This window comes from Gillisia sp. Hel_I_29 (assembly GCF_000744275.1).
In the GTDB taxonomy this organism is placed as follows: domain Bacteria; phylum Bacteroidota; class Bacteroidia; order Flavobacteriales; family Flavobacteriaceae; genus Gillisia.
In genome coordinates this window covers 103875-125967 of record NZ_JQLP01000005.1, presented here as the reverse complement: position 1 = coordinate 125967, position 22093 = coordinate 103875, and the positions used below count along the sequence as shown (strand labels likewise).

18 protein-coding genes are annotated in these 22093 nt (G+C 35.3%); all 18 read right to left on the bottom strand.

The window, feature by feature from the left end:
- Positions 1 to 1335: a TolC family protein gene (locus tag P163_RS05600; protein WP_034888554.1), complete on the bottom strand. Its 1335-nt coding sequence runs from the start codon at positions 1333 to 1335 to the stop codon at positions 1 to 3.
- Between the two features lie 58 nt (positions 1336 to 1393).
- Entirely contained in the window at positions 1394 to 2512 is a 1119-nt protein-coding gene (locus tag P163_RS05595) for an efflux RND transporter periplasmic adaptor subunit (RefSeq protein ID WP_034888553.1), read from the bottom strand.
- A 24-nt stretch (positions 2513 to 2536) separates the two neighbouring features.
- Positions 2537 to 3802, bottom strand: a complete 1266-nt coding sequence (locus P163_RS05590) for an ABC transporter permease (protein ID WP_034888551.1) — start codon at positions 3800 to 3802, stop codon at positions 2537 to 2539.
- A gap of 1 nt (position 3803) precedes the next feature.
- Positions 3804 to 5051 (bottom strand): ABC transporter permease, encoded by a 1248-nt coding sequence (locus P163_RS05585; protein WP_034888549.1) that lies wholly within the window; start codon positions 5049 to 5051, stop codon positions 3804 to 3806.
- Positions 5044 to 5745, bottom strand: coding sequence for an ABC transporter ATP-binding protein (locus P163_RS05580; protein ID WP_034888546.1), 702 nt, complete (start codon positions 5743 to 5745; stop codon positions 5044 to 5046). Before P163_RS05580 ends, P163_RS05585 begins: the two co-directional genes overlap by 8 nt.
- A gap of 121 nt (positions 5746 to 5866) precedes the next feature.
- Positions 5867 to 6049: a hypothetical protein gene (locus P163_RS05575; RefSeq protein ID WP_316930064.1), complete on the bottom strand. Its 183-nt coding sequence runs from the start codon at positions 6047 to 6049 to the stop codon at positions 5867 to 5869.
- A gap of 99 nt (positions 6050 to 6148) precedes the next feature.
- On the bottom strand, positions 6149 to 6682 hold the full coding sequence (locus P163_RS05570) for a DUF420 domain-containing protein (RefSeq protein ID WP_034888542.1): 534 nt from the start codon (positions 6680 to 6682) through the stop codon (positions 6149 to 6151).
- A gap of 3 nt (positions 6683 to 6685) precedes the next feature.
- On the bottom strand, positions 6686 to 7420 hold the full coding sequence (locus P163_RS05565; RefSeq protein WP_034888540.1) for an SCO family protein: 735 nt from the start codon (positions 7418 to 7420) through the stop codon (positions 6686 to 6688).
- Complete coding sequence (locus P163_RS05560; protein WP_034888538.1) at positions 7413 to 8057, bottom strand: hypothetical protein; 645 nt, start codon at positions 8055 to 8057, stop codon at positions 7413 to 7415. Before P163_RS05560 ends, P163_RS05565 begins: the two co-directional genes overlap by 8 nt.
- Positions 8058 to 8132: 75 nt before the next feature.
- Positions 8133 to 8498: a cytochrome C oxidase subunit IV family protein gene (locus P163_RS05555; protein ID WP_034888536.1), complete on the bottom strand. Its 366-nt coding sequence runs from the start codon at positions 8496 to 8498 to the stop codon at positions 8133 to 8135.
- 17 nt (positions 8499 to 8515) lie between these two features.
- Complete coding sequence (locus tag P163_RS05550; protein WP_034888534.1) at positions 8516 to 9496, bottom strand: cytochrome c oxidase subunit 3; 981 nt, start codon at positions 9494 to 9496, stop codon at positions 8516 to 8518.
- A gap of 45 nt (positions 9497 to 9541) precedes the next feature.
- Positions 9542 to 10123, bottom strand: a complete 582-nt coding sequence (locus P163_RS05545; RefSeq protein WP_034888532.1) for a heme-copper oxidase subunit III — start codon at positions 10121 to 10123, stop codon at positions 9542 to 9544.
- On the bottom strand, positions 10114 to 11016 hold the full coding sequence (gene cyoE / locus P163_RS05540) for a heme o synthase (RefSeq protein WP_034888530.1): 903 nt from the start codon (positions 11014 to 11016) through the stop codon (positions 10114 to 10116). Before cyoE ends, P163_RS05545 begins: the two co-directional genes overlap by 10 nt.
- Positions 11017 to 11101: 85 nt before the next feature.
- Positions 11102 to 13207: a hypothetical protein gene (locus tag P163_RS05535; protein WP_034888528.1), complete on the bottom strand. Its 2106-nt coding sequence runs from the start codon at positions 13205 to 13207 to the stop codon at positions 11102 to 11104.
- A gap of 135 nt (positions 13208 to 13342) precedes the next feature.
- Positions 13343 to 14065, bottom strand: a complete 723-nt coding sequence (locus P163_RS05530; protein ID WP_034888524.1) for an energy transducer TonB — start codon at positions 14063 to 14065, stop codon at positions 13343 to 13345.
- 44 nt (positions 14066 to 14109) lie between these two features.
- A complete protein-coding gene (locus P163_RS05525; protein ID WP_231556162.1) occupies positions 14110 to 14514 on the bottom strand; it encodes a VanZ family protein in 405 nt (134 codons plus the stop codon).
- A complete protein-coding gene (gcvH, locus tag P163_RS05520) occupies positions 14504 to 14884 on the bottom strand; it encodes a glycine cleavage system protein GcvH (RefSeq protein WP_034888521.1) in 381 nt (126 codons plus the stop codon). The genes P163_RS05525 and gcvH overlap by 11 nt, the downstream gene beginning before the upstream one ends.
- Positions 14885 to 14946: 62 nt before the next feature.
- A complete protein-coding gene (gene sprA / locus P163_RS05515) occupies positions 14947 to 22062 on the bottom strand; it encodes a cell surface protein SprA (RefSeq protein ID WP_231556161.1) in 7116 nt (2371 codons plus the stop codon).
- Between the last annotated feature and the right edge of the window lie 31 nt (positions 22063 to 22093).

The following is a 22093-nucleotide window of genomic DNA, read 5'->3' as shown; positions in this document are numbered from 1 at the left end:
TTAAAATTTTAGATCGGTTACCGGAATTCCGAAGTATAGCTCGATCACTTTCAATTTAAATATATAATCGTATTTAGTTCTAATTACTTGTGTCTGCGCATTCTCTAATCTAGATTTAGATTGACTGTAATCAAATGCATTTGTTAATCCAACTTCATACCTTTCTGTAGCATAATCGTTAGCTTGTTGTTGAGCCTCTAAAGCTATCTTAGCAGCTTCCAGAGCCTTAGCAGCACCTTTTGCATCTACATAAGCCTGATAAACATTTGCCTCTAGATCTAATTCTGCCTGATCTAACTGAAATTCTGCACGTTTTACATTAATTTCGCTTCTCTTAACCTGATTTCTGGTAGCAAAACCATTAAAAATAGGAACACTTAATTGTAAACCATAGGAAGTTCCATCATTTTGATACAACTGCGTAGTGAAGTTTCTATTAAATGGAGAATCATTATCAGAATATCTGGTGTTGTAGTTGTAGAAAGCATTTAGCGTAGGATAGTAAGCTCCTCTTGCAATTTGAACATTTTTTACTGCTATCGCTTTATTCTCTTCTGCGATCTTGATCTCAAAACGTTCCTTCTTAGCCTGAGCAATTAATTCTTCAGCAGAATTAGAAAGAATATCTTCTGTAATAACATCATAACCCTCATCTGCTATATCAAAATTCTCATAATCTTTAATAAGTAAAATCTGAGCTAAGCTTATAAGTGAGATCCTAATATTATTTTCTGCAACTATAATACGTTGTTGCTCATCTGCATTGGTAGCTTTAATCTCCATAAGATCTCCCTTTGGAAGAGATCCAGCTTCTACCAATTGTCCGGTTCTGTCTAATTGATCTGAAGTAACCTGATTTTGTGATCTTAGCACCTCCAGATTTTGCTTATTGAACAATACATCTAAATAGGCATTAGCAACAAAAAGTGCGATATTGTCTTTCATTAATTCCAACGAATACTCATTAGAAAGTTGAGTTAACTTTGAACGCTGATATTGTCTTAGATTTCTAAGTCCGTCAAAAAGCGTAACCGCAGCTGTTGCTCCTCCAGAGAAAGAGGTAAACCTTGTATTTTCAAACCTGTTATTGGTTGGGTTAATACTCAAACCTCCGTTACTAGATAAACTTGCCTGACCGTTTAAAGAAGGTAGAAAGTTTCCAATAGCATCACTTCTATTGATTTTTGCTTCTTCTACATCTAAAGCAGATTGTTTAATAGAGATATTATTTTCTAATGCGTATGCAACACATTCCTGTAAAGTCCATTTTTTCTCCTGTGCCTGAATCGAAAAACCGAAACCCAGAATAAAAAGTAATAAGCTTAATTTCTTCATAGTTATGATTGTGAATGATAAGTCTAACAAAATTATGAGATGTTACAAATTCTAGTTACTAGTTTGCAGAAAAGTCTTGAGCGGGTTTGAGTTGATTCCAAACCTTGATCTTATCATCTTTAGTAAGACCTTCCAGAACCTGCACATAAATACCATCACTTACTCCCAGCTTAATATCTTTTCTAATAAAGTCCTGATCCCCCTTTTCCAACTCTACAAAAGCCTGTTGTGTCTTAGGATCAAATTGAACTAAAGCTTCTTTTATTGCAAGAGCATCTACCGCTTTATCTAAGATAATAGATGCGTTTGCACTAAGCCCAGCTCTTATAAATGTTGTATCTGCTTTATCTAAGGTCCCTTTTATATTGAACTGGATTGCACCATTCTCACTCACTCCTTTTGGAGCAATATAATCTAGTACTGCATCAAAAGTTTTATTTTCTATAGCTCCAACGGTAATTTCTAAAGGAAGATCTTCTTTTATTTTTCCTACTTCACTCTCATCAACCTTCCCATCAAAGATCATAAGATTTACATCTGCAAGGGTTGCCAGAGTAGTACCATCATTAAAGTTATTACTCTCAATTACTTGGTTCCCTGTTTTTACAGGAACATCGAGCACCATCCCGTCTATGGTAGATCTTATAAGTGTATTTGCAGCACTTCCAAGACCGCTGGTGGTACCGGTTCTAACTATTTCAAAGTTCTGTTGTGCAGATTTGTAGTTTTGTTGCGCTCTTTTATAAGTTACATCTGCACTTTCAAAATCGTTGGCAGATATTACGCCTTTATCAAACAAAGATTTTTGACGATCATAAGATTTCTTCTCGTTATCTACATTAATCCTGGCAGTAGCAACTGCATCCTTAGCAGATTGCAAAGAAGAGACATTAGGGATTACTCTAATTTTAGCAATTAGATCTCCAGATTTAATTCTATCTCCGGCTTCAATATAGATCTCATCTATAATTCCAGAAATATTCGGTTTTATTAAGATCTCTTCTCTAGGAACGATACTTCCAGTAGCAACCGTTTTCTTAACGATTGTTTGCATAGAAGGGCTCTCTGTTTCATAAACTATTGGATCTTCCTGATTCTTTTGGTACAGATAATACAAAGCTCCCACAAAAGTGACTGCTATAAGTAATAGGATGATGATGGTGACTATCTTTTTCATTTCTTGATTGGTTAGTTTTTGAATTTATTCTGTTCTTAAAGCATCTACTGGATGGATCTTTATGGCATTTTGAGCAGGTATTAAACCTGCCAGTAAACCTGATATTATTAATATAGTAAGCGCTGTAAATACCACTCTTAGATCTACACTAGGATTTAGAAACATCATTTCTGAAGTATCCATGCCAGATAACTGTGCATTTACCAAAGCTATTACTCCGGTAGCTAAGGCAATTCCTGCCATTCCAGAAATAATAGTAAGGAATATAGACTCCATTAAGATCTGCCCTCTAATTGCCCATGGAGTTGCCCCCAACGCTCTACGTATTCCAATTTCATTGGTACGTTCTTTAACTACTATGAGCATTATGTTGCTTATTCCAATAATTCCTGATAATAACACAAGTATACCTACAAAATACGCCACTGCTTTTAGCGCTATAAAAAGACCATTTACTTTGCTGAATTCCTGAAAAAGATCAAAATTCCCCACCGCTCTATCATCATCCGGGTGAATGTTATGTCTTTCTTTAATTACATCTATAATTTGAGATTTTACACTGGTAATGGAGGTTCCATCTAATGCTGTTATAGCCATCCAACCTACTCGATCTCCCATATTAAAAGCCTGAGAAAATGCGGTGAATGGAACATAGATCTGTTTTTGTCCTTCTTCTGCGTTTCCATTATTGTTACCTTTTTTCTTATAAGTCCCAATTACCATAAAATTCACTCCTTGAATCTTGATATAACTTCCTATAACTTCCTCATTAGCTTCATACATCTCCCTTTTAACTCCTTCGCCTATAACTGCTACTTTTCTATTATCTTTAATATCTGACTGATTTACAAAACGCCCTGAGGTAATATCCATAGGTTCTTGCTGAATAACTTCCGGATAATCTCCATACACGTTGTAAGCCCCCGTTTTTAAGCCTCTAACAACATTGTTATTTCCTCCAAAACCTCCTAATTGATTTCTAGGTGATACAAATCTAAGATCTGGAAAATTTTGCCATATGGCTTCCACATCTCCTGTCTTAAAATTATAATTTCTTCCCTTTGGTAAACCTTTATACGGTTTGGATGGTGTTTGCGTCCACATGAACATTGTATTGGTAGCTATTCCACCAAAACCCTGTTTCACCCCATTTTCTAACCCCTTCCCTGCCGCTAAAAGAATAACAAGGATAAATATTCCCCAAAGCACACCAAAGGCTGTTAGCAAGGTTCTAAACCAATTTGCTGTTAGCGCTTCTAAAATTTCGTTCCAGTTATCTCTACTAAACATATTATTCGTCTCTTAAGGCAACTATAGGTTTGATCTTGGCAGCACGCCATGCCGGAAAGAATCCTGCTATGGCTCCTGCTATTATCAAAATGAATACCGTGGTAATAGCCACCTGAAAATCTACAGATGGATTGGTAATATATTGCGTCTCTATCATTGGCCCGGCTAGCTCTAGAAGACCTAAGCTAAAAATGAGACCTGTAAATCCGGCAATTGTTGTAACAAAAATAGATTCATGAAGCACCATAACAATTATAGACAAGGGTTCTGCTCCCAATGCTTTTCTTACCCCAATTTCTCGGGTTCGTTCTTTTACAATAATAAGCATGATATTGCTTACCCCAACAATACCGGCAACAATAGTACAAATACCTACTCCCCAGAAGAAGTATTTTATCATATCCATAAGGTCATAGAACCTTTTAGCATTCTCTAAAGAATTTTGGATGGTAATTGCACTATCATCATCTGGAGCTACAGTATGCTTTTCTTTTAAATGAGATTCTAATTCTTCTGAAAATTTTTGAGAAGAAGCTAAAGCAGCTTCAAAATTCTCTTCCGGCTTAAGCGTAAAGGAGAGAAAATTTAACTCGTTCTTACCTCCAAAAACTCTGTTGGCTGTAGATAAAGGCAAAAATACTCTAGCTTCTTCTCTTTCGCCTCCCGGATCTGTATATACTCCAACTACCTTAAAGTTAATACCGGAAACCTCAATGAATTTTCCAATTGGATCTTCCCCATCTTTAAATAGATCTGTTTTAACCTTATTTCCAACAACTACCACTTTTTCATAGCCTTCCTGATCAGAATAGTTCAAAAATCTTCCACTTACCATAGAAGCATTTTCCAGAAATTGATAATCTGGCCATACTCCTTCTACTCTATAAGTACCAGCTTCTTTTTTATAATTTACAATCCCGCCCCAAATTCTATAGATGGAAGATTTATACTCTAGTTCATCCTGATATTTGTTAACCGCATAATCATAATCATCATTTTTCATTCTAATCATCCTTCCTGGGTTAAGACCCTTGTACTCTTTAGAAGTAACACCAGTAAAAACAAATAAAATATTAGTAGCATCATTCTGAAACTCTCGTGAGATCCCGTTGCTCATTCCTTGACCAATACCTAAAAGAATCACCAATATAAATATCCCCGAAGCTACCGAAAGCCCGGTTAGAAACGTTCGCAATTTATTTTTGCTTATCGTTTCAAAGATCTCCTGCCATCTTTCAAGATCAAACATTACTTAAAGCTCTTACCTGATTAACCTTTGTATCATCTATAATTAAACCATCTTTCAGGTTTACTATTCGCTTGGTCATTTGAGCAATATCATGCTCATGCGTAACTATAAGTATTGTTCGCCCTTCATCATTTATTCCCTGAATAAGATCCATTACCTCATAAGAAGTTTTGGTATCTAATGCACCAGTAGGCTCATCGGCTAATAATACTTTAGGATTGGAAGCTAAAGCTCTGGCTATAGCCACTCTTTGTTTTTGCCCTCCAGAAAGTTCATTAGGCAAGTGCCCGGACCATTTTGCGAGACCAACTTTTTCCAGATACCCCATTGCAATATCTATGCGCTCTCCTCTACCCACACCTTGATAGTATAAGGGAAGAGCCACATTATCTAGTGCACTTTTGTAATTTATAAGGTTGAAAGATTGAAAAATAAATCCGAGGAACTTATTGCGGTATCTGGCTGCTATCTTCTCATTCAAATTTTTGATCAATAAACCATCTAGCGTATAGGTGCCAGAATCTGCTTCATCCAGCATTCCTAATATATTAAGTAGTGTAGATTTTCCTGAACCTGAAGAACCCATGATAGAAACAAGCTCACCTTCTGCTACATTAAAGTTTATTCCCTTCAAAACATGAAGAGAATTAGAACCCATCTTATAAGATTTGTGCAAGTCTTTAATTTCAATCATAACAGCCTAATATTAAATATGTTCTGAATACTTAAGTATACAAAACTCTATTCATAAGACCACTAAGATTTGGTTATGTTACAAACCTAGATGTTAGGAAAATGTTAATTTTAACTGAATATTAAGATTCTTCAGTTGATTTACCCTTTTTATATAGGCGGTAAATGAAGAATCCGATACCACCAATAAGGATATAAGGAAAGACCATTAAGTATAATATACCATCGTTAATACCTTCCGCAGTAGATTGCGATCCTTCACTTTCTAATACTGCTCTACACATAGCACACTGAGCATCTGCCATTATAGGGAAGAGGCACAAAACGACTAAAAGAAAAATGATCTTAAATTTCATATGCTATCAAAAATAATTAAACTTCAAATTAAGCATTTAGGCTCAATTCTAATAATAAGGAAACATAAATACATAGACCAAAACCCCAGTAACAGCCACATACAACCATATTGGGAACGTCCATCTGGCTATTTTTACATGTTTATCATATTGCCCGGTTAATCCTCTATACATCGTAAATAATACTAATGGAACAATTATAGCAGAAAGTACGATATGGGTAATTAAGATAAAAAAGTACAAGTACTTAAGAAAACCTTCTCCACCATAAGGAACAGGAGCATTACTTATCTTAGAGATAACATAACTAATTAGAAAAAAACTGGACAATGCAAAAGCAGTGATCATAAAATTACGATGCCATTTGTATTCTTTAATAGACATACAATAATAACCAGCTATTAGTAACAATGCAGTACTACCATTTAAAACTGCGTGGAACAGCGGAAAAGTTCCTGCTTGAACTCCAAGAAAATTATACCTTTCTGGTAAATAAATTAAGATAAGCACCAGTACCGGCACCACTATAGAAAGGGTAATTATTGTTGGAACTGCAATTTTATCTATTTTAGTTGAAGCCATTCTTTATTTCAATAATGTTTTAATGTCTGCTATTAGCTCCTCTATCTCTGCCTTTTCTTCACCTTCAGTTATAGAATTTTCAGGATCTATAGAGCCTCTGTAATAGATGATAGGATTTCCATACTGGTCGTTTCTAGATCTAATAAAACCTTCCTGATCTATTAGAGCAAATAATCCTGAATGAGCAAAACCTCCCGGAACAGTTTGATCTTTATCTGCAAAAATTCCAAAACCAGAATTAGCAACTTTGTAGATCTTTTCTCTATCTCCAGTTAAAAAATTCCAGTTTTTATTAGAAATACCGTGACCTTCTTTGTACTCTTTTAATACCTCTGGAGTATCGTGCTCAGGATCGATAGTAAAGGAGGCAATTCCAAAATCATCATTCCCTTTAAATTCCTTTTGAACATTAATTAAATTAGCATTCATTATAGGACAAATTGACGGGCAGGTACTAAAGAAAAATTCTACAACATACACCTTTCCAAGGTAGTCTTCATTAGAAATAGTATCTCCATCCTGATTTATGAATTGAAAGTCTGGCACACGTTTATTCTTACCATACTGCTCTACATAGCCTACTTCAGAATTATCACCATTGGCGCGCTTTACGTTTAACCTATCGGTTTCCACAATATCATCACTACCAATTCTATCAACGATCTTTGGAATAAAGATAATTCCAAAGATCAAAATGATTAATGATATTCCTATATAAGATGAGTTCTTCTTATTCACTTTCGAGTTTTTTATATTTTTTAAGTGCTAATCTATATTCTGCCAAAAGAACTTTTACATCATCATTCATTTTGTTATTTAATTCTGAAACCGATCTAGAATCATAACCATATAAAAGATCACTATCCTCATCTTCATCTCTACCTCTTAGGTTTCTATCTTTATCTATTAAAAACACATAAGGTGTTTGAAGATTTTCATCTAATTGCAGATTGGTCTTAAAACTGTTAAAGACACTCATTACTAAAGCCGGGGGAGCATATACAAACTTCCAATGTTGTGAATTTGTAATTCCTTCAAATTCTTGCACAAAAGAGTTTACATCTCCTTTAGCACTCTCTGGAAGAACTACTACAAATTGAAAATCTTGAAAACCGTAAAATTTTTGAAGTATCTTCTGGTCTAGATTGAAGGTATTACCTTTTAAAGATTCAGGATCATTACCAAAGAAGGCAACTACACTAATCTTATCCTGAAAGCTAACTAAGGAATCTGATCTAAACTCCAGGTTTGAAATGTCTTCTACCTGTTCTGTTAAGATAGGAAGTTTCGCAAAGTGATTAATGCCAGAAGCAAAGAAAAGATAAGCTACTATAGGCAGTAAGAATAAAACACCAAGTATGAGAAACTTCTTCATTTAAAAGCCTTTATTAGGGGGTACAAAAATAAAAAGACGATTATAAATAATCGTCTTTTCTTGTGTTTTTAACTTTTAGAAGTCCCAAGCAACATAACCATGCTTATAGACCTCGTAAATATAGTCTCCTTCTGTTAGTAAGATAAACATTAGATAACTTATTAAGAATACTGCGGTCCAAACTACAGATCTTCTAAGACCTTTAGACTCGCCTTCCAAGTGCATAAATGCCCAGGCAATATAATATGCTTTATAAATTGTAAGAAGAATAAAGATCCAGTTAAGCAATTTCATTGCTAGAAAGTGAGTTTCAATAAGAAACGCTGGTCTTATAATTCCTAAGATTACTTCAACAATAGTTACTACAGAAAGAATAGCGAAAACCATCCATATTCTTTTTGCATTAGATTCGTGATGTGTATGTGTAGTATCGTGTGCCATTTTCTAAAATATCTAAATTATACTAGGTAAAAGAAAGTAAATACAAATACCCAAACTAAATCTACAAAGTGCCAGTAAAGCCCAACTTTTTCTACCATTTCGTAACTTCCTCTGCGCTCGTAAGTACCTAAGATCACATTAAAGAATATAATAATATTCAAAATAACCCCAGAGAATACGTGGAAACCGTGAAACCCTGTAATAAAGAAAAAGAAGTCTGCAAATAATGGCGGACCATATTCATTGTGTGTTAGGTTTGCACCTTCTACAACTCCAATAGCTTCATTATTAAATTTAGCCAAAGATTCCTCTCTGTTTAATATGATCTTGTGACCATCTTCACCAGTTATCTGCGTCTTAATCAATAAATCCGGATTAGCAACAAATCCTGCTTTCACCTGTTCTAAAGAATAATCTGTTACTGTTTCATTTGAATTGAACCATACCTCTGAACTTCTACCAATAGCAGTTCTTTCTGATGGTATAGATGCAGCGATATCTTCTAAAGCTACTCTTTCTCCTTCCGCATTAACAAATTGTAGAACATTCCCACCTTTGGTAGTAACTGCTCCATATTCACCCTGTATGAAATTTGCCCATTCCCAAGCTTGAGAACCAACAAATATAAGACCACCAATAATGGTAAGGAACATATAAAGTGTTACTTTACTTTTGTCTAATCTATGACCTGCATCTACCCCTAGCACCATCGTTACCGATGAAAATATCAGGATAAACGTCATAAACGCCACATAATACATTGGTGCATCTACACCGTGTAAAAATGGAAAGTGATTAAATACCTGGTCCGCAATTGGCCAGGAGTCGATAAATTTGAATCGGGAAAATCCGTAAGCCGCTAAGAATCCAGAAAATGTAAGTGCATCGGAAACGATGAAGAACCACATCATCATTTTACCGTAACTGGCTTTTAAAGGCTCATTCCCACCACCCCAGGTTTTACCTTCGGTGCCTGTTCTAATAACAGTAGCTTCCATATGGAGAAATTGATTTTAAATGATGCGCAAAAATACGCAAATTAATTATCTAAAGAAATATAAAAATACAAACAGGTAAACCCAAAGGATATCTAAAAAGTGCCAAAACGTGGCACCTAGCTCTATTCCAAGCATTTGCCCCGGATAGTAACGTTGTTTAAAATGGTTATAAATTATAACCAAAAGCACTATGATACCTGCCGCTAAATGCGCAAGGTGAGCTAAAACCACTACATAAATAAACGACGTAGTAATAGTGCTTTCACTACCGGTAAAATAATACCCTGCAGCTATGATCTCCGAAAAACTTTGAAATTGAAGAATTATAAAAATAACAGCCAGCACCAAAGTTGCGGTTAAGAACATAGTTCCTCCGCTTCTATTGCCTTCTCCAATCTTCTTTTTAGCCATTATAAAAGTTAAACTACTTATCATTATAGTTAACGTACTCCAGTAAAGACTTGCAGGCAATACAAAATCTCCAACCCAATCTGGTCTATTCTTACTAACTACATAAGCACTGGTAAGCCCGGCAAACATCATTACCATGCTAATAATCCCAAACCAAAGCATCATTTTCTTTGCTCTGCCTATTTTATGATCTACGGTTCCCTGTGTTAAATCCATTGTCTTATAAATTTATCTAAAACGTATACAATTTGCAGTAGTGTGATGTAAGACACACTAGCAAACATTAATTTCTTTGCCGAGGCAACATCTCTTTTCTTATAAAGATTGAACGCATAGTAAAGCATTCCTAATCCTAATACTAATATAATAGCTCCAGAGACCGGAGTTAAATATAACCTTCCAGTAACTCCAAATACAGGAATTAAAGAAACAGCTATGGTCCATATAGTATAAAGAATTACCTGAATTGCAGTTCCTTTATCCCGCTTACCGGTTGGCAGCATAAAGAATCCTCCTTTTTTATAATCATCAAATAACCACCAACCAATAGCCCAAAAGTGAGGGAACTGCCAGAAGAATTGAATCATAAAAAGCGTACCCGGCTCTATACTAAACTCGTTAGTGGCAGCCACCCATCCCAACATGAATGGAATTGCTCCAGGAAATGCTCCCACAAATACAGAAAGTGGTGTTCTTGTTTTCAACGGCGTATAAACACTTACATAAAGAAAGATACTTATAGCACCAAACATTGCAGTCTTCGGGTTAATAATATAAAGCACTACCAAACCTAGAACGGTAAATGTGCTGGCAATAATAAAAGCTGTTGTGGTTGTCATTCTCCCAGAGGGAATAGGACGATTTTTAGTTCTATCCATCAAAGCATCAAGATCTCTCTCGATGATCTGGTTGTAAGCATTAGATGCTCCAACCATAAAATACCCTCCAATAGCTAGTAGTAGAACGGTAACAAAATCGATAACTTCAGCTCCTAGAAAATATCCTGCCACAGAAGAAAAAACCACACTTATTGCCAAACGCATTTTAGTGATTTCTTTAAAATCTGAAAGGATTGATACTGAAGGAGTATGTACGCTGGTATTACTCAAAAAAGCGATTTAAATATTGGCGCAAAGATACTCCTTCTTTATGTTTTTTCAAGGAGGTACAAACGTTAAATTTAAAAACTAGTTCTTAGTAGTCAAAATACCAATTAAAAATATCTGTTCTCACCCCAAAATTAAGCCATACGGTATAGTTATTAAAGGTGGTTGAAGTATTCTGAGAAGGATCAAAATCTCTATAGATAACACTTCCAAATATCTTTAAATTTGTTACCGGATTAATTATATAACCTCCTTCCAATTCAGAGTAGAGAGAAGTAGTAGTATTTCCCTGACCAATTTTCACCCCATATTCATAAGGACGTTGCTTTTCACTGGTATAAATATCTCCTCCATATGCAACCGGCTCGAAAGTATTATTGAAGTCGAACCCGCGCTTACCTATAATAACCTTCGCACTTCCATAGATTCTATCTTTTCTATACCTGGCAATGGCTATAAATTCTCTAAAATTAGATCCCCATTGATGAGCCAAAGATTGATTATTATGTCCATAATTCAAAACTATAGAATTATGAGAATAGGTATAAGGCCTTACCTGATTGTATTCTGCCTGCAAATAAAGGTTCGGCACATTAAATGCATCAAAATATTTAATACCTAATTGATATCCTAACTTATTCTTCCAGCTTTGCTGTCCGCCAAAGATCTCTGAAGTAGAAAATTCATCTATAACCCACTGCCCATAAGCATTTATATTATTTGAAAATTTATATTTCCCCGTAAGTCCGATAATAGCATTCCCTCCATTTTGCCCTGTAGAGAACTCTATAGACCTATAAAAAATGACAGGATTTAGGTAAGCCACATCAAAACCTCTTCCATTATCATTTTGCCATATAACAGATTCAAACAAACCAATATTCAATCTTTTGGTAAGATTTAAACTCAGGTAATGGTTGGCCATATATTTTACTCTATAAGAACCTTCTCCGGAAACCTCTTCCCGAACATCCCTCAATGCCATCCATGTATTTGAATATTTAAGCTTCCAAAACGATGTATTTAATTTTAGATACGGATACGGACTAGCTCCATCGCTCATTAGTAAAGATCTATACCCATCTCCTATAAAATTATCTCCCTGCCCAAACTGAATTGAGAAGAATTCTGATGGCTTATAAGAGATATAACCTTCTGCTACGGGATAATCATATCCATCATCCATAAATTCTTTTGCTACTCCTCTCCCGGGAATTGTTGCAGGACCGCCACTATAAGGAGCTATACTCTCTGCATACCTGTTAAAATAATCTGCGAACCTACCTTGACTTTCATACACTACCGTGTAAAAATTAAAGTTCTTCCCTAGCCCACCTTGAAAAATTGCACCGCGAGTATTGTTATAAGTATAATCTAGATCACTTTGAAAATCTTTTCCTATTTGAAGATCCAAAACTACATCTCCTGTAAACCAATAATTATCCCCTTGAAAAGTTACTAGGTGCTCATTCCATAATTTCCTACCAAACCAAGATTTTTTGTCTTTTAACATTACTTCTGTTTCAGCATCAATATCATAATTTACTGCTACTTCACTATATAAAAAAGGTTTAGAAGCTGTATGAGCATTATTCCCAACTGCATTCATGGCAGCATCAAATCTATTGTAGCGCTCATGAGAAAGTGGAACAAAGAGATTGCTGCTGGAAACCTCACTTTTAAAAGGCTTAGATTTAATTTTTGAGTAAGTGTCTAGAGACTTTTCCTCCTTACTATTTTCTAGAGATGTAGCAACCACGCTGCTAGACACCGAAGAAGTCCTTAGATTTTGATCTAACGGTATTCTTAATGGCATTCTAAACTGCACATACGTAGGTTCACTGTTATAAGTAGCTGGCTTTATTGTAGGTAATTCAGCAAAAACTCTTTTTATCTCCTCTTTTAATTCTGAATATACCGCTTCAGTATACAACACTTTAAACTCCCCCTCTTGAGTTACTTCAAATAACACCATGATCTCCCCATTGTAATTCTCTTCAGAAACTATTTCAGGAAGCACAAATTCTGAAAGGATCTTAGCTCGTAAAGAATTTTTAAAACATGATTCTTGAAGTTCAAAACTAGAATTTTCACATGATGTGAATTCTGGATAGGTTTCAAAATTAGAAAGGTCTTCCTGTGAGTAAGCAGAGATACAAATTAGGAGAAGGAGCAGACTTCCAATATATTTCATAATTAAAACGGCAGTTAATGGGGTAGTAACAGGCGAAAGATAACAAAATTTTTAATGAAGCATTAATTGGTATAAAACGAAAAATTCCCGAATCTAACAGATCCGGGAATTTATATATTTAAAAGTAATTTTTACTTAGTCTTGTACTTGGAATACAATAGGTAAAGAGTACATTACTCCTACCGGCTTACCACGTTGCTTACCTGGTTTCATCTTAGGCAATGCATTTATTACTCTAGCTGCTTCTTGTTCTAATCTTGGGTGTGGAGCTCTAGAACGAACTTCTGTAATATTACCGTTCTTATCTATTTTGAACTGAACGATAATTCTATTAACTCCGCTAAGACCTAACTGACTACCAAGATCTGTATTAAATTTCTTATTAACGAAATCCTGAACTTTTTCGCTCATACATTTCTTACGCTGATCGTTGTTGCTCAAATTTTCACAACCTGGGAAAATCGGCACATCTTCAATAACTGCAAAAGGAACATCTGCAATTTCTTCTTCTACAGGAGCTTCTACTACATCTACTACCTCAACAATTTCTTCCTGACTGGTTTCTGTAGATTGAATTTCAGTTTCTTCAACTTCTTTTTCATCTTCTACAACCTCAATGATTTCCGGCGCCGGTGGTGGTGGCGGTGGAGGTGGTGGAGTATTCAACAATTCTGTAATTGGTATTACTTCATCATCTAGATCTCCTAAATCGAGCTGTCCTGCATCTATATCACTTTTATCATATGTTTTCCATTCAATAGAAACATAAGTTATTGCTAGCACCAGGATAAGACCCAATTGTAGAAAGAGGACACTTCGTTTGGTTAAATCGGCTTTTGGATTTTTCTTGGGTTCCATAATTCGTTAATAATTAATAAGGGTTGCTAAAGTAAAATTTTTTTTCATAAAAATAAATTAATCTTCTGTTTTAAGTGATTAAAAGATTTTTTAAAAAATATAAAGATCAAAAATGCTATTAGAACTCCCAAGCTATTTGCTAGCATATCATACCAATCTGGTGTTCTATAACTAGTTAGAGTTCCTTGTAAAACCTCAATTAACATACCAAAGAGGATTACTAGCACCGCAATTTTTAAAAGATCGGCTTTATAATTACGTTGTTGTGAATTTTTCATTACGTAATAAAAGAACCAAACGCAACCTAAGACTAGATAGGCAGAGGTATGCATCATTTTATCTGTAGGATTAAAGTCTCCCACAGAGATCTTTCCGAGTTTAATAAGTGAGAGGGTAGTTACCACACCGGTATACACCATCGCAATTATTAAAAATATTTTATCCGCCAATTAATTCTTTATAATCTGCTGCACTCAACAAAGAATCTACTTCGCTTTCATCAGTAAAGTTCATTTTAACCATCCATCCGTCTCCGTAAGGATCTGTATTCACCTTTTCAGGAGCATCTTCAAGGCTTTCGTTGAATTCTATGATCTCACCTGTAAGTGGTAAAAAAAGGTCTGATACGGTCTTAACTGCTTCCACAGTTCCAAAAACCTCTTCTTTCTCTAAACTATCACCAACTGTTTCAACTTCTACGTATACTATATCACCCAATTCTCCTTGAGCAAAATCTGTAACTCCAATAGTTGCAACATTACCTTCAATTTTCACCCATTCGTGATCTTTGGTATACTTTAATTCTTGCGGAATATTCATAAAATTTGTTTTATAAGATGACAAAGTTAATTTTTTATTATGTCTGTTCAAAGAGCATTTAATTAATTTCCGAAATTATATCTAAGGGTGATCCCAGACCTAATAGTGGTTTGAGGAAAAGCTGTAGATACTGCGTATTCAGAAAAGGTATGTTCGTAATAAAATAGCGCTGTTAGGTTCTTGGAAAGTGCATAATCTGTCTTAAAGTTCACTGCCCAAATGTCTTGTCCTGCAACAACTTGATTATTATCCAGATCTAAATATCTAATTATATTAATGTTCTTTCTGTAAGATACATCTGCTTTAAAATTAAGGTCACTGCTCAATAACCTATTCTTACCTCCTATTTTAGTAGAGATCTTTAGATCTTTTATTCTATACCCTAAACCTAAAATATATTCATTTCCCTTAATCTCTGTGAGCAGGTTATTATCAAAACTTAAGGATAATGCTCTGTCTTTCCTAACCTCTGCCAAAATTCGAATAGCATTGGTAGTTTCCATATCTAATTTAACTAGGGGACTAAACATTTCTGTAAGGTTTACATTGGCGAATAGGATTTTATTCTTATAATCTCCAGCTTGATTTAGTTCTAAAGGGTTGGAATTGTTATAATCTAAATTAGTTTGAAATTGATTGATAGTATAACCCGCCTTATAGCCATGATTTAATGAGAATCTTTTGAAATTCTTTTTAAACCAATCTACTCGCATTAGTCCGGTATATTTTATATCCCAGTTTGGTAATGGAAAACTTCTAAAAGCACCCAATTTAACACTCGATGCATTTTGACCGGAATATGCAGCAATAAATGCAGGTAGTAGTACTGCCTGATTGGTCTTACCATAACCTATAGGATACCCCTCTTCATCTACATCATTAGGATTTGCTCCATTCTGCGCTGCAAGTCTTTTTGCTACTGATATTCTGTTGTCTCTAAAGGTTTGAAAGGTTTCAGAAAAATCTTCAGTATTACTATCAAAAGCAGAACCTATAAGGATAGTTGAAATATTAAAATTCCCATAGGTGTAAGGATTCAAAGATCTATACTGAAAACTTACAGGGTCTACCTGATAATTTTCAGAATAACTTTCTGAATAAATTCTATTAGCACTAAGATCTATTGTAAGATCTGGTATAAAGCTGATGGAACTTTGAAGGTCTAATTGAGTATTCTTAACAGCAGTATATTGTTGATTGAACTCCTGGTACATAGTAAGCCAACCTTTTCGTGCTGCCAAGTATCTAACATCTGCCTGAGAACCCAGCGTAAAACCAGTAGTTGGCATAAGCGTTCCCATAAAACCAACACTTGGCGTATATCCTGGTATATAAATACCTTCATTCTTTCTATAATTAACCTGCAATCTTTTAATGGCCGTAACCAATCCTATAAAAGTATTATAAGATCTATCACTCTTTCTTGTCTCCGGCTCTTTCTTAACATTAGATTTTTTACCATCTAAGGTTGGAACTCCAGAGTTTCTATCTTTTATACTAGCAGTTTTAGAGGTTCTAGGCGTAAGATCAAAATATTTATAAAGATCTGGCATATTCAAACTAGCATTAATTTGATGTACGTTAGAATTCTGAACAGAATTTCCAAGATCTGGAATGCCTTCTAGATCATCAAAGATCTGAGATCCACGTTGCCATTGAAAATCTGCTGTATAAGAATAGGTAGCTTTTACAAATCTTAGCACAGGGATCTTAGCAAAAGGCAGCTCGTAATTAACCTGTAAAGTCTGGAAATGCTGGTTAGGGGTTCCTATATTAAAAAAGCCATCCCAAACGTCTACACTGTTATCTACATTGTTATCTTCATCTATATAATTTCTAATGATCCTGTTATTGGTAGCATTAAAACTGAATTGTAAAGATCTTGTTAGGTTGTAATTTACACGATATTGCCAATCGAACATATAATTTCTTTGATATAAAGTTGGGATACCTATATCATTGTTATCTAAACTGAGTTCTCTAAACTTCTGCTCGTTATATTGTCTTATGATATTAGAACCAAAGGAAATATTACTTGGCAGCGGATTGATATTGAAATCTCTAAAAACTGCATAATAATCGCTGCTATCTAAAGCTTTTACATTTTTTAAAGGTTCTAATTGCCATGGAGCAAAGCTGTAATCGTAAGTTGCACCCGCTCTCACATTCTGACTCAAAGATTCTTCTACTTCAAAATCTCTATGATCTACCTGATTATAAGAAGTTGAAACTGTAAAATTCTCAATATCATAAGGCATAGGCTTTTTTTCACCTACACGATCTTTTCGAAGACCAATCACATTTACACTTTCTCGTTTTGTGTAATATTGAGATTGTTCTTTTACCTTTTTTCTTTCATCTGCATCTGTAATACCATCCAGTCTTGCATCTAGTTCCAGATCAAGAAATTCCTGATCGTACTTTGGAGTAATCAATTCTTCTCCTCGACTATAGTTAAAAGGAATTCTTACTCCCCACTGTTGAGGCAATACCTGCCCAACGTTAATATTGGTAACAACATCATATTGCTGGAGATCTTCTCTACTACGCTGATTTGGACCTTGATCTAAAGTCCCAAAACCTATAGTACTTCTTTTTCCGGTAGCAGAAATAGTTGCAAAATCTGCAATATTAGCATCCATATTAATGATACCTGCCCATCCACCTTTGTTATCTAACTCAGAAAGTCTAAGCTCATTGAACCATACTTCACCACAAAGGTCTGTTGCACTTGTATTTGGAGAACCATTTTTAACTCCTAACATTAATAGTCTTACATTTCCAAAGCTTGGGTTTCCCTTTATACCAATTCTAAGTTCTCCCATTTGATAAGGATCATTTGCTTCTACAGAACTTAGGTCTTCATTAAAGTAATTTACTTCTGTAGGTCTATAAATAGGATTTCCTAAAACGGTGGTTTTTACTTGTTGTAATAATTCTAAAGAAAGTTCTAATCTATTGTCTTCAGGCCAGATCTCAGAATCTTGAGTAGCTCCAAATCGAGTTGCAGCTAAAGGAATTTCAATTTGATAATAGTTATCGGTAAAATCTGTTCCCATCCTAATAAATGCAACTAATTGCCCGTCTTTTAAAGCAATTTCATTCACCAAAGATTCTGCATGCAGAAACATTTCCAAATTTTTGTATTGACGCATGTCTATTTGAAAATTCTTATACACCGCTCTAGCATCCTGGGCCTCAAGCCCACATGTTCTTAGCGATAGCGATTGCTCGTTCTGTCTTATATTGGTATTGTTACTAAAAAGCTCTTCTCTTTGCACTCCCGGAGGCAATACATAAGGAACAGGCTCTCTATTTTCATTTTCTTCGATATTTACAGAGGAAACTTCAAAAAGAGTACCCTCATCATTTACAGGTTGATTAAGATTTTCTTCATCTAAGCTCTGATTATATCTTCTATAATCTCCTCGCACTAAATCCATAGTACCAAAACGCAAGATGGTCTTTTGATTGAAATCTGAAAGTAACAATCTCATAAATCTGATAGATCTAAAATCTGCAATTCCTCCTACAGCATCTGTAGGTTTAAAGATTGGCACCTTAAACTGAACCCATCTCACCGGAAGATCCTGCCCATTTGGTAAAGGTGCAGTCACTTCTTTAACATCTGTAATATAAGGGCTGTTGTCTATATTCATTCCAGGAAATACGCGAACATCATATTTGAAATAACTGTTGATGGTATTCATCGTGTTATCTCTATTCAAATCTTCTGTAGTAGGCAGTGTAGTATTACCACGATCTGTGTCTCCTAAATTTGGTGGTGAATTCCCATCTGTTCCGTTGTAATTTCTATATCTATCTATAATACTTCCCGTACTATTTAAGAAATACTGATAATTATCTGCAGCTGGATCTGGTAAACTGGAGAAATTTGGAAATCTCAAGGCCTCTCCGGTATCATCCAAACCATCAAAACCTACATCTTGATTAGTTCTTTCTTGCCCTTGCGTATCAAAAGCATATATTAAAGATTGGTCTGCAGGAACTCTACCAAAATCTGTAGTAACCACATCCTGATCTCCGCCATTTGCTGGTAATCCATTTTCATATTGCTTTCTTCCGTCTTTTAAAACATCTTCAGAAATATTACCTAAGTTAAAAGTGATAGTACCTCCAGAATTGGTAGCATTTTCAGAATATATAAATGGATCCATCATCCAGAATTCTATAAACTCAACGTTAGATTGTTCAAAATTGGTAGAATTCAAGGCTTTAGAAATACCTCCAAAGTTCCCTTTTGGGTTATCTAGGGTATTGCTATTTGCTGCTGCTGGTCTAAAGTTATAAGGCCCACGCTCCGTTGGGAAATAGGCAAGATCCATCGTATAGATAACTTGCGGTTGACCCTGAATAACATCGGTATTTGGAAAGATCTCATTTAAGAAAACTCTTCTGGAAGCATAGCTTGAAAGGTCTACATCTGTTATTCCATCTGGTCTTCGACTGCTGTAAAAAACAGGATCTATGGTGTACCAAGACATTTTCGCTCTCTTATATCCCGAAGCCAGATCTCCATTAGCAAGATTACCTCCAAATTCTAATGGCACACTAGAAAGCTCCCAACTTAATGGGTTGTTGATAGAAATTGAGGTTTGAGATGCCTCAAAATCGTCTATATAAGTAGTAGCTTTTTGATCAAAATCATTAACATTTGGTGCTCCCGGTTGCAAGTATGCAAACTCTCCACGAATAGAGAAATTAGAAGGAACATCGGTATCTATATTAGGTAACTTATTTACCAATCTTGTTAAGAATGGTACCTCTGTACTATACGCAGCATTTAGTCCATAAATACTATTATTAACTGGCTCATAACTGTAATTGGCTTTTTGTGTTAGAGGCCGTTCTCTTAAATTTAAGAACGTTCCTCCTACCAATAAATTTTCATTGAATTGATGCTCTACATTAATTCCTGTAAATCTTTTGGATTGCTGACCGAATAATGCGTTATTCTCTGTAGAAACCTGAATAGGAATATTAGAAGCTAACAACGCATCATCTAGGATCTGAACTCTACCCAACTGATAATTCACTACATAATCTACACCTTCTTGTAATATCCTACCTCCAGCCGTTACCGTTACAGAACCTTGTGGCAAATTAAAACCAATAGGAATTCCTTCAACCTCAGAAGACTTATAACGTCCTTTTAACTGAAACTTATTCTTGTCTGCTCCTTCTTGCTCTGCCTGGATCTTAGTTGTTCTATATAATGATCTAAACACATACTCTGCCTGGTTGGGATTGTATGTCTCCGGAAGGTTATAATCTTCTCCACCACTGTTAGGCGTATTATCTAATTTATTAAAAAGGTACTCTCCAAAAGGTTCTACCGTGGTAAATATTGCCAATCCATTTCTAGGATTAATTGTAATCCCTGGCACATAATCAAAGAAACCATCTCCTCCATTTACAGGATCATTATTAGTATTTAAATTATCTAAATTGAATACTCTTAATAAGGTTGTTTGATCTACATCTTCTGGCAACGGCGCTCCATTTACCGGAGAAATATAGTTTTGCGGTTGTGGATCTGTGTAAAGAATATTTAATCTGAAATCGTCATTCTCAAGATTAAAAGCCCCAAGACTATAGATGTTCTTCATCATCAAATCCCATATTGGTTCCTTTACATTGGTAACCGTACTCTTTAAAAGCTTTACTACCAGATTTTGATTTATCCTTGCACCATTGGCATCTGCCTGCGTATTAGCATCTACTCCATCATTTGCAAATTCTCCAACCTGATAGACCTGGCCATTTACAGTGTATTGATAAGCAACTGCTAAAACCTCATCATTGCTTAATCTCTGATTAAGAGAGATATACCCCAGACGTTTATCAATAGTATATTCATTTGGTTGAAGTTGTCTGGCATTTTCCAATTTGGCATAATCTGTACCTTCTGAAACTATTAAGCTACCAAAACCACTTTGCACAGTTGAGATCTCTCTAATCGCCGAATTTAAAATAGATTCTGCAGCCCCATTAATTCCAAAAGGGTTAAGATCGTTGTTAGAGTTATTTGGAAATGCTCCAGCAGGTTTATTAAAGAACCCTCCCGGAAGATTTTCCAATCCAATATTCCCGGGAATGTTTGTTTCCCCAAGATCCTGAATACCTACAATATTTCTGGTGTCATTTAAATTCTGAACATTATTGGTTCGGTTTGTTACCCACACCTGTATTCTCTGAATTTGAATATTGTTGTTTATAAATGGATAATTCTCCAAAGATCTATCATAGTTATCTCTAAAATAATGAGCTAAAAAAAAGTGCCTGTCCTGATCGTAATCTATAGCAAATTTCTCGAACTCTTCAATAGTAGCTCCACCTTCAACATTCACTGTTCTTCTTTCTGATTTTTGTTCAGAAAAAACTCCGGTAATCCTGGTCTTTCCAAATTGCAATTCAGTTTTGAAACCAAACAGACTTTGAGCACCTTGAATTAGCGCGCTGTTTAAAGGCATATTTACGTTTCCTACTTCTATCTTTTGAATGATATCATCTTCATTTGGAGTGTATTCCAATTTCAGCTGATTTTGAAAATCGAAGGTAGACTCAGTATCATAATTTGCAAGAACCTGTAGCCTGGTACCAACCTTACCCAATAAACTCAACTGAATTCTTTGATCAAAATCGAAGGTAAGATTGCTTCTGTTTCTTGGTGAGAAAGCAGGATTATCTTGCTTGGTGTACAGTAAACCAAGATCCATGGCTACACTACCCTGAGGCACTACTTCTATCTCTCTTCCTCCAAAAATACTTTCAAAAAAACCTGAGTTTACATAATAACTTGGTAACGCATCTCGTTGCGCATCTGGATCTGCATCTCTATTTTGGGCAATAGCATTGTTCTTCTGCTTAAAATAGTCTCGTATCTCTTCCTGAATTACTAATTGCTGATACTCCTCTGGAGTTAGCACTAATGGAATGGAAAGATTATAAGCCCCTAATTTTTCTGTATAGATATATCTATCCAGCACAGGATCATATTCATACCCGGAAGAAATATTGGCAGGATTAGGCAGATTTAAAGTACCACGAACATAACCGGTTCTGGTAGAATCTTGTGCAACTTCTGGCTCCTGAGCATATAAATGAAGAGGAAACGCAAGAAACAAGAAGGCGCCAAGCAGATAAAAATGATGCAAGTTCAGGTAATTATTCCTCAATTTTAATCAA

Bases quoted from the DNA above. Each gene is read 5' to 3' on its own strand.
- P163_RS05600 (WP_034888554.1), bottom strand. From the start codon at position 1,335: ATGAAGAAATTAAGCTTATTACTTTTTATTCTGGGTTTCGGTTTTTCG.
- P163_RS05595 (WP_034888553.1), bottom strand. From the start codon at position 2,512: ATGAAAAAGATAGTCACCATCATCATCCTATTACTTATAGCAGTCACT.
- P163_RS05590 (WP_034888551.1), bottom strand. From the start codon at position 3,802: ATGTTTAGTAGAGATAACTGGAACGAAATTTTAGAAGCGCTAACAGCA.
- P163_RS05585 (WP_034888549.1), bottom strand. From the start codon at position 5,051: ATGTTTGATCTTGAAAGATGGCAGGAGATCTTTGAAACGATAAGCAAA.
- P163_RS05580 (WP_034888546.1), bottom strand. From the start codon at position 5,745: ATGATTGAAATTAAAGACTTGCACAAATCTTATAAGATGGGTTCTAAT.
- P163_RS05575 (WP_316930064.1), bottom strand. From the start codon at position 6,049: ATGGCAGATGCTCAGTGTGCTATGTGTAGAGCAGTATTAGAAAGTGAA.
- P163_RS05570 (WP_034888542.1), bottom strand. From the start codon at position 6,682: ATGGCTTCAACTAAAATAGATAAAATTGCAGTTCCAACAATAATTACC.
- P163_RS05560 (WP_034888538.1), bottom strand. From the start codon at position 8,057: ATGAAGAAGTTTCTCATACTTGGTGTTTTATTCTTACTGCCTATAGTA.
- P163_RS05555 (WP_034888536.1), bottom strand. From the start codon at position 8,498: ATGGCACACGATACTACACATACACATCACGAATCTAATGCAAAAAGA.
- P163_RS05550 (WP_034888534.1), bottom strand. From the start codon at position 9,496: ATGGAAGCTACTGTTATTAGAACAGGCACCGAAGGTAAAACCTGGGGT.
- P163_RS05545 (WP_034888532.1), bottom strand. From the start codon at position 10,123: ATGGATTTAACACAGGGAACCGTAGATCATAAAATAGGCAGAGCAAAG.
- P163_RS05535 (WP_034888528.1), bottom strand. From the start codon at position 13,207: ATGAAATATATTGGAAGTCTGCTCCTTCTCCTAATTTGTATCTCTGCT.
- P163_RS05530 (WP_034888524.1), bottom strand. From the start codon at position 14,065: ATGGAACCCAAGAAAAATCCAAAAGCCGATTTAACCAAACGAAGTGTC.
- gcvH (WP_034888521.1), bottom strand. From the start codon at position 14,884: ATGAATATTCCGCAAGAATTAAAGTATACCAAAGATCACGAATGGGTG.